This window comes from Flagellimonas maritima, assembly GCF_003269425.1.
Taxonomy (GTDB): Bacteria; Bacteroidota; Bacteroidia; order Flavobacteriales; family Flavobacteriaceae; genus Flagellimonas; species Flagellimonas maritima.
In genome coordinates this window covers 2,717,755-2,732,789 of the sequence record NZ_CP030104.1, presented here as the reverse complement: position 1 = coordinate 2,732,789, position 15,035 = coordinate 2,717,755, and the positions used below count along the sequence as shown (strand labels likewise).

At 37.4% G+C, this 15,035-nt stretch carries 12 protein-coding genes; 7 read left to right on the top strand and 5 right to left on the bottom strand.

The genetic code is table 11. The features are described from left to right. Positions 1–176: 176 nt before the first annotated feature. From HME9304_RS12080 to HME9304_RS12060, 5 genes are all read left to right on the top strand, one after another. Positions 177–1,451, top strand: a complete 1,275-nt coding sequence (locus HME9304_RS12080; RefSeq protein ID WP_112378843.1) for a M14 family metallopeptidase — start codon at positions 177–179, stop codon at positions 1,449–1,451. 61 nt (positions 1,452–1,512) lie between these two features. After that, positions 1,513–4,743, top strand: coding sequence for a SusC/RagA family TonB-linked outer membrane protein (locus tag HME9304_RS12075; RefSeq protein WP_112378842.1), 3,231 nt, complete (start codon positions 1,513–1,515; stop codon positions 4,741–4,743). Between the two features lie 4 nt (positions 4,744–4,747). Beyond that, positions 4,748–6,181, top strand: a complete 1,434-nt coding sequence (locus HME9304_RS12070) for a SusD/RagB family nutrient-binding outer membrane lipoprotein (protein ID WP_112378841.1) — start codon at positions 4,748–4,750, stop codon at positions 6,179–6,181. A 56-nt stretch (positions 6,182–6,237) separates the two neighbouring features. Beyond that, a complete protein-coding gene (locus HME9304_RS12065; protein WP_112378840.1) occupies positions 6,238–7,830 on the top strand; it encodes an N-acyl-D-amino-acid deacylase family protein in 1,593 nt (530 codons plus the stop codon). Positions 7,831–7,868: 38 nt separating this feature from the next. Continuing rightward, positions 7,869–9,377 carry a glutamate racemase gene (locus HME9304_RS12060; protein WP_112378839.1) on the top strand — a complete coding sequence of 503 codons (1,509 nt, stop codon included), beginning with the start codon at positions 7,869–7,871 and terminating at the stop codon, positions 9,375–9,377. 38 nt (positions 9,378–9,415) lie between these two features. Here the strand turns inward: HME9304_RS12060 and HME9304_RS12055 are convergent, their stop codons facing one another. The 5 genes from HME9304_RS12055 to HME9304_RS12035 form a co-directional block, all read right to left on the bottom strand. Then, positions 9,416–9,730 carry a rhodanese-like domain-containing protein gene (locus HME9304_RS12055; RefSeq protein ID WP_112378838.1) on the bottom strand — a complete coding sequence of 105 codons (315 nt, stop codon included), beginning with the start codon at positions 9,728–9,730 and terminating at the stop codon, positions 9,416–9,418. A gap of 178 nt (positions 9,731–9,908) precedes the next feature. Then, a complete protein-coding gene (locus HME9304_RS12050; RefSeq protein WP_112378837.1) occupies positions 9,909–10,526 on the bottom strand; it encodes a thioredoxin family protein in 618 nt (205 codons plus the stop codon). 7 nt (positions 10,527–10,533) lie between these two features. Further along, positions 10,534–11,091, bottom strand: a complete 558-nt coding sequence (locus tag HME9304_RS12045; RefSeq protein WP_112378836.1) for a TlpA disulfide reductase family protein — start codon at positions 11,089–11,091, stop codon at positions 10,534–10,536. 91 nt (positions 11,092–11,182) lie between these two features. After that, positions 11,183–12,373 carry a DUF1501 domain-containing protein gene (locus HME9304_RS12040; protein ID WP_112378835.1) on the bottom strand — a complete coding sequence of 397 codons (1,191 nt, stop codon included), beginning with the start codon at positions 12,371–12,373 and terminating at the stop codon, positions 11,183–11,185. A 10-nt stretch (positions 12,374–12,383) separates the two neighbouring features. Beyond that, positions 12,384–13,760, bottom strand: a complete 1,377-nt coding sequence (locus HME9304_RS12035) for a DUF1800 domain-containing protein (RefSeq protein ID WP_112378834.1) — start codon at positions 13,758–13,760, stop codon at positions 12,384–12,386. 175 nt (positions 13,761–13,935) lie between these two features. On the opposite strand from HME9304_RS12035, the gene HME9304_RS12030 reads away from it, so the two are divergent. Beyond that, positions 13,936–14,382, top strand: coding sequence for a MarR family winged helix-turn-helix transcriptional regulator (locus HME9304_RS12030; protein WP_112378833.1), 447 nt, complete (start codon positions 13,936–13,938; stop codon positions 14,380–14,382). A 1-nt stretch (position 14,383) separates the two neighbouring features. Next, the gene (locus HME9304_RS12025; protein ID WP_112378832.1) at positions 14,384–15,016 is read left to right on the top strand and encodes an NAD(P)H-dependent oxidoreductase; all 633 of its coding nucleotides are present in this window, start codon (positions 14,384–14,386) and stop codon (positions 15,014–15,016) included. Positions 15,017–15,035 lie beyond the last annotated feature (19 nt).

Genomic DNA, 15,035 nt, shown 5'->3' with positions numbered 1-15,035 from the left:
ATATTAAGGAGAAAGTAATTTTTTTGTAGTTTAGTCGCTCCCATACAAATATTAAAGCATTTCCAATTTCAATCTCCTCGCTTTGAAATGCTATTAATGTTCAGCTTTAAAAGATGATACTACTTCGAGCAAAAAGTAGTTTCAGTTTAGTTTCAAACTGTTATTAAAGCGGAACAATGTATTTTTCATTCATCTATTTTTTAAAAAAGATTTATTTTTTATTTGGTTTACTTTTTCTTCTTTCCTGCTCCCCTTCAGAGATAGTTGCTCAGTCAGCACTAAAAGAAGTTTATTTTCCTAAAAATGTAAGCACAACTTCCAGAACCATAAATTTTCAGAACAAACAGATGTTCAAACTGAGTGATATTGGCGTATATGCCAGTAATGAATTTCAAGGAGCTCGTTTAAATGCATTTGAAAAACTCAACGATAGTACCATCACAGTTTCCATAGAACCTGAAAATGTTCCTATTAATAATAGTGCATACTATTCCTTTTTAATATGGGCCAAAGAAAAAAAGGACATTTACCTAAAATTTGAATATCCCTCAGAGTACAAGCATCGATACATTCCAAAAATTAAAACTGTAGATGGAGGTTGGCAGCAGTTAAATAAAAAAAATATAGTAAAAAATGGCAATGGAGCCATTGTAAAGCTGAATATCGACAGAACTCCTATTTTGATATCCGCTCAAGAATTGGCAACATCAAAGGATACGGAAAAATGGATAAATGGCCTAATAGCAGGAAAAGAAGATTACGCAAGAATATTATCAGCAGGAAAATCAAAATTCAACAGAAATATTCCAGTATTGGATATCTATAAAGGCTCAAAGGAGAAAAAACCCATAGTGGTTTTAATGACCAGACAGCATCCGCCGGAAGTAACAGGCTTTTTTGCGTATCAATATTTTTTGGAAACCATATTGAGCGAATCAGAACTTTCCAATACTTTTTTGGAAAATTACAGGGTTTTGGCATTTCCGATAATAAATCCGGACGGAGTGGACTTGGGGAATTGGAGACATAATGGTGGTGGTATCGATTTGAACAGGGACTGGTCCATTTACAACCAGCCCGAAACCAGGAACGTGGCAACCTTTATAACCAATTCCAAAAATAAAAGTGATGGTGAAATTATGCTGGGGCTGGATTTTCACTCTACCTATAAAGATGTTTTCTATACCAACAAAACAAGGTCAAAAACCACAATGCCAAATTTTGTTGGGGATTGGTTCAGCGCTTTGGAACAAAATATTCCCAACTACATCGTAAATGAAAAAAGCAGCGATAGCAGGACACCGAACACAAAAGGTTGGTTCTTGTATGGCCATGATGCAGTGGGTATAACTTATGAAATCGGTGATTCTACCCCAAAAGATAAAATAGAGCTCGTTGGAACAGTCTCTGCCAATGAAATGATGCGAATACTAACAGAATATATAAAATAAAAACCAAGAATAATTTAAACATCCCTAGTCATGACCCCAAAATCCAACCATAACCTACACTATGAATATGATAATAAGAAAAGTTTTTCTGTTGGCACTAATGCCACTATCAATCGGCATCTATGCGCAAAAAACAGTTTCTGGTACTGTAAGCGATGATTTTGACACGCTACCAGGAGCAACAGTACTCGTTAAAGGAACCACACAGGGGACCGTAACCGATTTTGATGGAAAATACAGCATTGAAGTTCCAAATAATGATGCTGTACTGGTGTTCAGTTATCTGGGATACAAAGATAAAGAGTTGATAATAGGTGACAAGGTTTTATTAAATGTGACCTTGGAAGAAGATGCTGAAGCACTTGATGAAGTTGTTGTTAATGCCCTAGGAATCGAAGTCGACAAAAAAACACTCGGGGCAACGGTTTCCAGAGTAAAAGCAGATGAACTGGCAACCTCTGGAGAAGTGAATATCATAAATGCACTGCAAGCAAAAGCATCCGGTGTTAGAATTGCACGCTCCAACGGAGACCCAGGGGCCGGAGCAATTATCCAAATTCGTGGTGCAAATACCATCTCCGGTAGCACACAACCATTAATTATATTGGACGGAGTACCAATAAGCAATGATAACCTCGCTGGGAACAGTGATACAGACGGTGGAACATCACAACAATCAAGATTAAATGACATCAACGAAGATGATGTAGAGTCGATCGATATTTTAAAAGGTGCATCTGCCGCTGCAATATGGGGCTCAGAGGCCGCTAATGGGGTAATTGTAATCACTACCAAAAGAGGTAGGGACACTGGTAAATTAAATGTAGAATACGAAACAACGATTTATGTAGATAAAATAAATAATTTTCACCCCGTACAGACCAGATATGGGCAGGGTAATAATGGAGTCTATGGCAATAGTTTTGAAAACAGCCAAGCTTGGGGGGATAGAATATCTTCACGCTCAGGAACGACAGATATATTTTTTCCAAAAAACGAAGAAGGTTTTTTTACAGATCAGAACGGCAAGGAATGGCTTTTAATTCAAACCAAAAACTCTAGGGAAACCTTTGTAGATAGCAACCTTGATGAGGTTTTTCAAGAAGCTTTTTCCCAAAAACACTATCTGAGCATAAACAATGCCAACGAAAGCGGGAGATATCGTTTCAGTGTAGGGGCTTTAAACCAAGAAGGTGTTATTAGAGAAAGTAATTACCGTAGAATAAATGTAGGCTTCAGTGGTAAATACGATTTTAACGATAAACTTAGCGTACGTTCTCGATTCAGGTATACCAATACAAAATCGCTAAGAATTCAACAAAATTCAAACTCTGCCGGACTATTGCTTGGGTTACTGAGAGGTGCTCCTGATTTTGATATATCAGGCTATACAGGAACGTATACAACTCCTGATGGAGATTTGAGGGTGAATAGACATCGTTCCTATAGAAATCCGATAGGAGCTTTGACAAATCCTGGGTACAACAATCCTTTGTGGACCTTATATAGACAAAAGAGTCCCAACCAAGTGGATAGGATAATTGCCTCTGCAGATTTCGACTACAGATACAATTCTTGGCTACGGTTCAAAATCAGGGGTAGCTATGACACCTATTTTGATGAGCGCAGGTATTTCTTTCCTGTGCATACGGCAGGGAGGGGAACTGGTAGGTTCAATCTGGACAACATCAATAATAAAATAGCCAATCTTGATTTTATTGCCAGAACCAAAACCCTTAAAATCAATAAAAGTTTTAATGGAAACCTTCTTTTGGGCTATAATTTTAACGATAGGCTTAGGAAATCAGTTTATAATGAAGGTGCCAATTTTCTAGCGGACACGGACACACAGGTGTTCTCAAATTCCACGGAGATTGAAACCACAAGACATTTTATAACACAAAGACGTAAGTACAGATTGTACTACACCGCAAGTATCAACTTTAGAAAACAACTTTTCTTGAACACAGCCGGCGCCATGGAGCAAGCTTCAACCATCAATGGAGCATTTTTTTACCCTTCCGTAGACATGTCCTGGTTATTTACAGAGTTGGATTTTTTAAAGGACAATTTGATTCTCAGCAGTGGGAAATTACGAATGGGCGTAGGTCAGGTTGGTGTTGAACCCAGAGCGCATAGAGCACAGACTACTTATGAAACCCCAACATATTCGGATTATTCCGATCCGTTGCAACTGGAAAACTTTGGAGGTGGTTTCCGTTTTAACAACAATCTTGGCAATCCAAACCTTAGACCAGAGATAAAAACAGAATATGAAGTTGGTTTGGACCTTAAATTTTTTGATAACAGAATATCATTGAGCGGGACTTATTATTACAATCAGGTAAAGGACATTTTGATTTCCCTACCAACCTCACCAAGTATAGGTTCGGACAATATTTATGCAAATGGGGCCAGTTTGGAAAACAAAGGTTTGGAACTCGATGTGGAATATGATTTTTTAAAGAACAATAAAGGCCTTAAAGCTTCTATATACGGTAACTTCAACAACAATAGAAATGAGGTTCTTTCTATTTTGGGAACTAATACCATACCCCTCACCAACAACTCAATTAGTTCAAGAGCTGTTGTGGGTTATCCTATGGGAACCCTATGGGGATCAAAAGCATTGCGCAATGCCGATGGGTCATTTGACTTGGATGAAAACGGATTCCCACAGCTAGACCCAGAGCAAGGCGTACTCGGAGACCCAAATCCTGAATGGAGAGGTGGTCTAGGTCTGCGTGTTAAATACAGAAGCTTCTTTTTCAATACACTAGTGGAGCATTCAGAAGGTGGAGTATTTGCAGAGCGAACCCGTTTCATCATGAGAAATTTTGGAACCCACAGAGATGTGGGAAACACCGTTGTTCCAACGCAAGAACTTGTAGATCGTGCAGGAGATGTTTATCCCGTAGGGATTCCCGTTAGAGGAAACATACAGGATTTTGGTGCTGGTCCTGTACTATTGAATGAATCTTACTATACCACAGTGGGTGGAGGTTTTGGTTCTTCCGTAATAAACGAATTTGCTATAAACCCAGATGCTTCTTGGACACGACTGAGCGAAGTTACCCTTGGTTACACATTGAATTCAGAAAGATTTAGGGAAAAAACAAAATTATCCTCTATTGCATTTACGCTTACTGGAAGAAATTTGGCACTTTGGACAGATATTTTGGGGGTAGATCCCCAAACCAACCAAACAGGCGTGGACAATGGGTTTGGAGTAGATTATTTTACCAACCCTGCATCAAAAACTTATTCTCTCACTTTGGAAATCAAATATTAACGACATGAAGGCACAAATCTATATAGCAATATGCTGTTTTTCTTTCATTATATCTTGTAGCGAATCTTTTGAAGAACTGAATCAAAACCCCAACGCCATAACTACGGATGAGGTACTGCCACCAAATTTGTTAATTAAAGGAACAATGTTGGCTGACATATCATTAAATATGAGCCATTTACAACGTATATCGGGAATGTGGTCGGGACAGTATAGAGGTGAAATCGCACTATACCTAGGACTTTTTAATTATGATATCTCGTCTGAGGAATCCAATAGTGCTTGGGGTTATTTGTACAATGGGATACTGAAACAAAATAGGGAAATAGCCAAATATTACGACCTCAACGGTATAGACAGCGAAGGATTTTTAATAACGGCCATTACCAGAATAATTGACGCACATGCGCTGGGAACGGCCACTGTTATCTGGGGAGATATTCCATATTCAGAAATTGATATTGCCGATGTCGAAGACCCAAAGTTTGATTCGCAAATAGAAATCTACAAAGCACTTCAAACTATTTTGGACGAAGCCATAATCTTACTGGAAAGTCCAGATACCGATAGCGGACTGGACGAGGATATTTTCTTTGAAGGAGATAAAGAAAGATGGTTACGTACCGCATATACACTAAAGGCCAGATATTATTTACAGACCAAGCAATATGGAGAAGCTTATGAAGCTGCCACGAAAGGTATTGTCGAACATGAAGGTAGCATGCGGTTCACACCTTTGGAAACGCAGATATTAGGTACCGAAAACTTGCTTTACCGATTTATGGTGGGTAGCAGAAGAGGCTATATGAGTGCAAATGATACTTTTTGCAGAGATTTGTTGAGTACCAATGAAGGAAATAGAAACAATGCCAAAACCGACGAGAAAGCAAGAAGAAACCATTTAAATGCAGGAGGCTCCACAGGAACGGGCAGGGCAAACATCATCAATGGAGAACTTACCCCAATGTATTTAGTGAGCTACCAAGAAAACTTATTGATTTTAGCAGAAAGCGCCACCAGAACGTTATCTTTCAACCAAGGCCTCAATCAATTAAACCTGGTCAGGGAATTTTTACAATCCGAAGATTCATTTGAGCTACGTTTTTCTTCGGACGATGATGATAAAACCTACGAACCCTATACAGAAGAGGATTTTGAAATTGGTGGAATGGAAAACGAGGACGGAATAGATAAAACCAGGGCATTACTCCGAGAAATTATTGAAGAACGTTATGTGACGGGGTTTGGAACATTCATTCCCTGGAACGATTTAAGGCGTTTGCGGAGCGAAACGGATATCGTAGTTCCCGTACCTTTCAACCGTTCAGATATTTCGATACATCCGCAACGTTTTATCATATCGCAAAACGAGTTGAACTCAAATCCCAACGCACCAACCGGAATATCTATCTTTGATCCCATCCCCATTTTTAAATAATGGCAAACCAATTCAAGAAAAAAGAATACATTGAGCTCGTTTTGAATATGTAAACCATGAAAAATCAATTAAAGATTTTCTCAAAGTTTGGCACAGTAATTTTTTCCGTGTCTTTTTTTATGCAGTCGTGTGCTGAACAAAAAATTATAGAAGCTGACGTCCTAATAAAAAATGGGATAGTTTATGATGGAGTATCACTTGAATCTCTAAAGAGTACAATTGCCATAAAAGACGATAAAATCGTTTACATTGGTGATTCCGAGAAAGTTGAAATCGTAGCTTCAGAAATTATAGATGCCACAGGGCTCATTGTTTCTCCTGGCTTTATTGACCCGCATACCCATGCCGACAGAGATTTGAACGTAGCCAAAACCTCCCACAATAAACCTTTTCTATATCAAGGAATTACTACCGTTGTGGTAGGTAATGATGGGAACAGTTTTTATCCTCTTAGCAAATTTAAGTCACTTTACACTTCCCAAGGAATTGGCACCAATGTGGTTCCATTGGTCGGACATGGAACGGTAAGGGAAGAGGTCATGGGAAGAAGTGATAAACTGGCATCTCCTGAAGAGCTATTGAAAATGCAACACTTGGTTCAACAAGAAATGGATTCAGGTGCTTTTGGAATTTCTACAGGTCTATTCTATGCCCCTGGAAGTTATTCCAATACGGATGAAGTTATAGCTTTAGCAAAAACAGCTGCACAAAATGGCGGGATTTATGATACGCATTTACGAGATGAGAGTTCGTATACCGTCGGCCTTCTGGCTTCCATAGAAGAAACAATACAAATTGGGAGAGAGGCAAAAATCCCCGTACATATCTCGCATATTAAATGTTTGGGAGTAGATGTTTGGAACAAAAGCAATGCAATTGTCAAAATGATCGAAAATGCACAAAAAGAAGGTCTGGAAATTACGGCAAACCAATATCCGTATGATGCATCCGCTACTGGCCTTAAAGCTGCCGTTGTGCCGCGTTGGGCAGAAAGCGGTGGAAAAGATTCATTGTTTATCCGTTACGAAGACCCGCAAACAAAAAGTAAAATTTTAACAGAAATTAAAAATAATATAGCTCGAAGGGGCGGTGCCGAAAAGCTATTGATCGTAAAGTCCAACAATGAGGAGTTCATAGGAAAAAATTTATTGGAAATATCCCAAATGCTAAATATGGAACCTCACGTAGCGGTAATCAATATCTTGAAAACGGGTTATGTTCGGATAGCATCATTCAATATGACCGATGAGGATATCTTTACGTTCATGAAGCAGGATTGGGTAGTTACCGGATCAGATGGCAACACGGGGCATCCAAGAAAATATGGTTCTTTCCCTAGAAAATTCCATACATATGTCACTAAAGAAAAAATAATTGACACTGCAGAATTTATCAATAGGAGCACTTCTAAAACTGCTGAGATTTTCAAAATAGAAAAAAGGGGCAGATTAAAAGTGGGCTATTATGCTGACATCATTATATTTGACCCTAATAGTTTTAGGGACAAAGCGGACTACACTGATGCATTTCAACTATCCGAAGGATTAATCCATAGTTTTATAAATGGAAAAACCACAATTAAAGATGGAGCTTACAATAATTCATTGAATGGAAAAGTATTGGAAAAACAGCTTCCCAAAAACGAATAATAACTCTTTACATTCCGTTGATAACCAAACTACCACTTATGAAATTCATTAATCTGCTTACAGCATCCATGGTGTTGTTTATTGTATCGTGCAAAGAAAATACCTCCAAAAGCAAAACTGATGTTGAAGTTGTATCAAAAAAAGAGAATTTTTATGATATCGATTTTGAGAATTATCCCTTGTCGGACAATTCATTGCCCATAGGGGTATTTGATTCCGGTACGGGTGGACTCACCGTACTTAAGGCTATTGTAGCACATGATGGCAATAATAATATGACTCTAAAACAAGGCGGTGATGGAAAACTGGATTTTGAAAAAGAATCTTTTATCTATTTGGCCGATCAAGCAAACATGCCGTACGGTAATTATGCTAAGGAAGGGAAAACCAATCTTTTAAAGGAACACATTATTAAAGATGCACTGTTTTTGATGGACAAGAAGTATTATTTGGACAGAAACGATGCTTCCGCAAAAATGGACAAACGACCTATTAAGGCAATGGTCATAGCTTGCAATACAGCCACGGCTTATGGTAAAGAATATCTTGAGGAATATGTAAAAAAAGCCAATTTAAATATTAAAATTATAGGTGTCATAGATGCTGGGGTACGTGGAGCTTTGGAAACTATTGGGAAAAACGAAGATGCTATAATAGGGGTTTTGGCGACTGTGGGCACAGTTGCCTCCAAAGGGTATCGCAACACTATTTTTAAAATAAAAGAAGAACAAAATTATACTGGTGACATTGAGGTGTTTTCCCAAGGCGGTCTGGGCATAGCGGAGGCCATTGATGATGATCCAGAATATTTTGATAAGAACCTAAAAAAACCACGTGGCAATTATAAAGGCCCAAGCTTGGAAGGTGATGCCAAAATAGACCATACATTGTTTGATGTATACAATTTTGATTTTGCAGATAGCAAGATGCTATGCGATTCCGAAAAATCAGATGATTGTTCAGTGCTTCAAATCAATGATGCAGAGAATTATGTACGCTATCATCTGGTGACGCTTATGGAGAAAATAAGACTTTCTGAAACTAAAAATAAACTAAAATCGATTATTCTAGGGTGTACGCATTATCCTTACATGACAAATGAAATAGCTGCTGTTTTAAAAGAACTTTATAATTATAAAGGAAAGGATGGAAAATTTTTATACCGTAGTTTTATGGTAGAAGACATTAAATTAGTTGACCCTGCCATAGGTACTGCAAAGGAACTGCATGAATATTTGAAAAAAGAAGATTTGTTCAATCCTGAAGGTAACATTTTGGACAGTGAATTTTATATCAGCGTACCGAACAAAGATAATCCAAAAAACATAATTGATGAAAACGGCCGCTTCCCCTACGATTATAAATATGGAAGAAATGCCAACGAATTTCAGGAATATGTTAAAGTGGTCCCTTTTAGTAGGGATAATATTTCTGAGGACATTTTAATTCGTTTTCAAAAACAAATTCCCTATGTGTATAGTTTGATGCAAACTTTCAATGAGAAGAGCGACAAAACTAAGGGGCTTTCACCAAAGGACAAGATATAGAAGTCGATGATATTAAATAAGATAAAATCTTTGAGAAACTAGGATTCCACTACCTCACCTTCCCAATTCATAAAACCACCTTCTAGGTTATAGGCATTTTCTATACCTACACTGTTCATAATTGCACAGGCCTGGGCACTTCGGTTTCCAGAACGACAGTATACGTAGTAGTTCTTTGACTTGTCCAATTTTTCAATTTCATTCAGAAAATCCTGTCCCAAGTATATATCAATATTGGTAGCAGCAGGAATAAAACCTTCTTCAAGTTCTTCTGGAGTGCGTACATCGAGAACAAAAGCGTTATCGTCATTTTCAAGTTGACTTGCCCATTCTTCTTGTGATAAATCTGCCATCTTAGTTCATTTTATATTTTGCAAATATAAAAGAGGCTGTCTAAAAAGTAAGTATTAAATCATTTTGAGTATGTAGAAAATTTAACCAACAAGTATCCAACATCGGTTTAAGTAAGCTCAATATGACAAATCCTGTAATCGTAGACTTTTTAGACAGCCTCTTACAAAAAAAATTATTTTAAACTTTTATAGTGCATCCTATAGCACGTGTTGTGGTCACTTCAATATCTTTTCCCGCTAACATGGCATCCACAGCATTTTCAACATATTTTTCCTCAACTTTTGAAGCATCTTGGTAATTATCGTCAATGGCTCCTATATACTTTACAATATTTCCTTCTGAAGTCTTTTCCAACAAATACACATGCGGAGTTCTGGTCGCTCCATATTGTGGATAGATCTTCTGTCCTTCATCCAACAAATAGGGAAACGTAAATCCTTTTTCCGACGCCCTTTTTTTCATGGCTTCCAAATTATCCCCGGGTTTTGTTTCTGGATTATTAGGGTTGACCGCTATTACGTGAACTCCCTTTGATTTATATTTTTTATCCAGCGCTATTATTCTATCCTCGTAGGCAACAGCATAAGGACAAGTGTTACAGGTAAAGATTACCAAAAACCCTTTGGCGTCCTTAAAATCTGAGAGTGAGACTGTTTTTCCATCAATATTTTTTAAAGAAAAATCTGTAGCTGTATCCCCTATAGCATATCCGTTTTCAATGGAGTCAAATTTGTTCGTAAATGCACCCAATGCAAATACAATTGCAAATAGGCCTAAAATTTTAATTATTTTCATGATACTATTAGTTTATGAATTTGTTCAGTTCTTCGTTCAGTTCTTTATAGGTGAAGCCACGCTCGTAAAAACCACGTTTTACTTTATTGTAAATTAACGTAGCAGGTATACCCCCGCCCCACTCTTCCGATACTTTGGGAATCCAATCATTTTGTTTTGGGTCATCTAGAATGACAACTTTTGATTTCAGATCATTTTTTTCAACATAGGGCTCTAATCTTGATTTCCACATAGATGGCATATCCAAGCTCACTAAAATAACCTCAACATTGTTGTCCTTCATTTCGGCGTTTACCTTTTCAAAATAGGGAAGTTCTTCAATGCATGGTTTGCACCAAGTCGCCCAAAAATTTATGATATAGGTTTTGCCATCATCTTTATTGAGCAAAGGCTCAAGACCATTATAATCGTAAACTGGAAATTTTACATTTTGGCCTTTAGTATCGGCATTGATCGTAGTTTCGCTGATAGCTGTTGTATCAGGTTCAATTTTTTTTTCTTTTGTGCCACATGAGAGCAATAAAAAAAATAAGAGTGTAGCAATGATTGGTACAAAGCGGAACATGTAACATATTTTACCCCTAAAATAATCATTGTAAATACCTAAGTTTTGGTTTTTAACAAAACTTTATTGTGAATACTGTAAGATATGGGCTTCAGACTAAATTCAACGGTTCAAAATTACCTGATATTATCTCGGTAGTGTTGGTCTGCAACCATTTATCAAGTAACGAAGAATAAATCTGCCTAAAATCTATTTCATATGTAATATCCCCATTCTCATCCAAATCCATAAGTGAGGGAGGGGCGTTGTACATACCTGGACTCTTAAGATTTTCACCCATTAAAAATACCGCATTTGCAGCGCCATGATCCGTACCGTTGGCCGCGTTTTGTTTGACACGCCTCCCAAATTCTGAAAATGTCAGTATCACCGTATCTTTAAAAGTTCCCATATGCTTCAAATCGTTCACAAAAGCGGATATTGCTTCAGAATAGGTGCTCAGCAATCTTTTTTGGGCATTTATTTGATTTGCGTGTGTGTCAAATCCACTAAGGGAAGTGTAATAAATCTGAGTTTTAAGTCCAGAATTGATAAATTCAGAAACTGTCTTGAGTTGTTTTCCAAAAGCATTTTTTGGGTATTCCCATGTGCTTTTGTAGACTTTGGTCTTTTCAAAAATATAGGCTGCGGAAGATTTGGCATCGATTGCAGTTTTATACAGATAACCAAGATTGTGCTCGTTCAGATGTTTATCCTGAGAACTTTCAAGAACCTTTGCAAAGTAGGGTTCTCTTGTTGTATTGTAGAGCAGTTTTGCATTTTTAGTTGCAATACCATTGATTTTTTCACCTTTCAGCATCATCGAGAGCATATCATCCACTTCTATGGCACCCACCGGGTCTTTTGCCACACTATCAAGATAGCGACCCACCCATCCGGTTTTTAGTATTTCTTTGGAAGAGGATGCTGTTTGCCATATATCCGTGGACCTAAAGTGCGATCTAACGGGATTTGGATAACCAACGCTGTTCATAATAGTAACATAACCATCATCGAACAGATTTTTGAACTTGGACAGCGAAGCATGAAAACCGATTTCATCATTTAATAATAGTAAATCCTGTTTTTTCTGGGCAATTGAAACCCTGTTCTTAAAATACACGTCATTGGTATATGGAACAATTGTGTTAAGACCATCATTTCCGCCGGCCAATTGAATTATAACCAGTTTTTTATGTCCTAAAATGCTTGGCCATAATTGGTCATGGGCCTTTAGGAAGTTTGGGACAAACAACACACCGCTTGCCAGACCGCTGCTTTTTATAAATGTTCTTCTCTTCATTTCGATACGATTAGCACAATTGGTATTCTGGCATGGACATTAGCTGAATGCAGTAATCCGCTTTGCTCTCTTTTTCAAAGCTGTCGATAAACGCTTCTGTATCTTCATGTAAATTGGCACCCAGAACAATCATATTTAGTTCTGCGTAGGAAGATTTTTTAAATTGAGCATTAAAAAAATTCCAATCACTTTCAACGTCCAACTTTTTTCCCACATTTTTCTTTTTGTTGAATTCGCTGAGACTGTCTTCAAACTCACCTTTTACATCAAAAGAAATGATTCCGTTATTCAAAAGAACGGATGGCAACTTAAGACGGACCAACATTGTATTTGAATCTATCCATTTTCTGCCGCCCGGCCATCCAGCTACGTTTGGTGGATTTAACAACTGTTGCCCCAACAGCTTTTGTACGTATGCCAGTTCTTTGGTTTTCTTAAATTTAAAAGGAACGATTTGCATCATCCCAACCAATAGATCCGTGGGAGATTTTATTTTGTTGCCCATGATTTTTTTATCGTAAAACCATTCAGCCGAGAACATATAATGCATGATCTCGGCTATGTCATAATTTTTACGGAAGACGCTGGCAAGTTCCTCTATATGATTTTTATCAATTTTTTCGGACACGAAATACGAGTATATTTTTTTGGAAATAAAATAAGCGCACTGGGACTGTTCCAAAATGATGTCCAAAATATCTTCTCCATTAAAATTCCCGGTTCTTCCCATGAAGGTTTTACTTCCAAAGTCATGGATTTTTTTATTGAAAACGAAGTCTCCTTTAAAATTATGGCGCCACCCTGTAAAAGCACGTGCAGCTTCTTGAATATCTTTTTCTGAATAGTGACCCTCACCGAGCGTAAACAATTCCATAAGCTCTCGTGCAAAATTCTCATTAGGTTTCTTTTTGCGATTTTGCTGATTATTGAGATAATTGAGCATCGCCGCTTCTTTTGCCACTGCAATAACAATTTCACGAAAATTTCCCAGAGCATTTTGCCGGAGCATATTATTAAAGGATTGGAAATAAATAATATTGCGTTCACGTACTACAAAATGGTTCGTCCAAAATAACGTCATTCGTTCCCGGAGGGCTTCATCTGTTTCGCCCATGCGATACAACCACTTTCTATTAAACTCAAGTAGCTTTCTTCTACTTATTTTACGTAAATGCATCTTGTTATCCTTGGATAACTTACCTGGATTATTTTTAAAGAGAGTTTTGATTTCATCTATAGGCACATTCAATGGAGAAGTTTGGGAGGAAGAATTGAATAAATTGTTAATGACCTGTTTTTTATTTTCTGAAGACTGTTTTTTAGCCTCGGAATAGGTGATTCCAAAACCCGCCCTTTTATATAAATGGTAAATTCTTTCAAGTTCCATCAATGAAGTAATTCAGTATGCTATTGTAAATGTTGGACATTTAAAATAACGCATAGTTTAATCTTAAGCCCCAAAAAATGTTATTTGTTATTCTTTTAACAAAATTTTATTGGTGTAGTATGAGATTTTATAAACTTATTTTATATACATTTGTATATACAAATATTGTTTACACATGAATGTGGAAGAAATTATAAGGACAACTAAAAAAATTCCTCTGGAAACCAGAACCATTATCCACATGCAGTTGGTGAACAATAAAATTATGGAAGCTATCAGTAATGCCCTAAAGCCTTATGGTGTATCCCTTCAACAATTTAATGTACTTCGAATTTTGAGAGGTCAGAAAGGCCAACCTGCAAATCTTTCCACACTCAATGAACGAATGGTCACCAAAATGAGCAATACTACACGTTTGGTGGACAAGTTATTGAACAAAGGATATGTCAACAGGTGTGTTTGTGAGTCGAACAGGCGAAAAGTGGAGATTGGAATTACAGACCAAGGCATGAAAGCACTCATAAAAATGGACAATGCTGTTTCCAGTGCTGAAAAAAATGTTGTAAGCAACCTTACTCAAAAAGAATTGAGAATATTAAATCAATTATTGGATAAATTTTAAAATGAAAAACATCTTAGAAAACAGGACTTGGCGCTATGCCACCAAAAAATTCGACCATACAAAGAAAGTATCTGACCATGATCTGGAATTATTGCTCGAGGCTACACGCTTAAGTGCATCTTCATACGGATTGCAGCCCTATCATATATTCGTAATTACCGACCAAGAGACAAAGGAAAAACTGAGACCTGCTTCTTGGGGGCAGTCACAAATAACTGATGCTTCGCACATTATCGTTTTTGCAAATGTTACTGATTTTGGAGAGGAGTTGGTTGATGATTATCTGGAAAACGTAAGCACAACACGAAACATTCCAGAAGAAGGATTAAAAGGCTATGGGGATTTCATGAAGTCCAAATTATTGGACTTGCCCGCTCAAACCAAAAGTGCTTGGACTAGCAGACAAGTATACATTGCATTAGGTAATTTGATGCAGGCCGCTGCAGAATTGAAAATTGATACGTGCCCAATGGAAGGCATAGAAAACGAAGTGTACAATGAAATTCTTGGTCTTACGGATAAAAATCTGAATACCGCAGTGGTATTGGCTGTCGGTTATCGTTCTGAAAAAGATGAAACGCAGCATTATTCAAAAGTAAGGAAAACAAGAGAAGAATTATTCTCACATATATAAATAATAATTAGTAACCCAG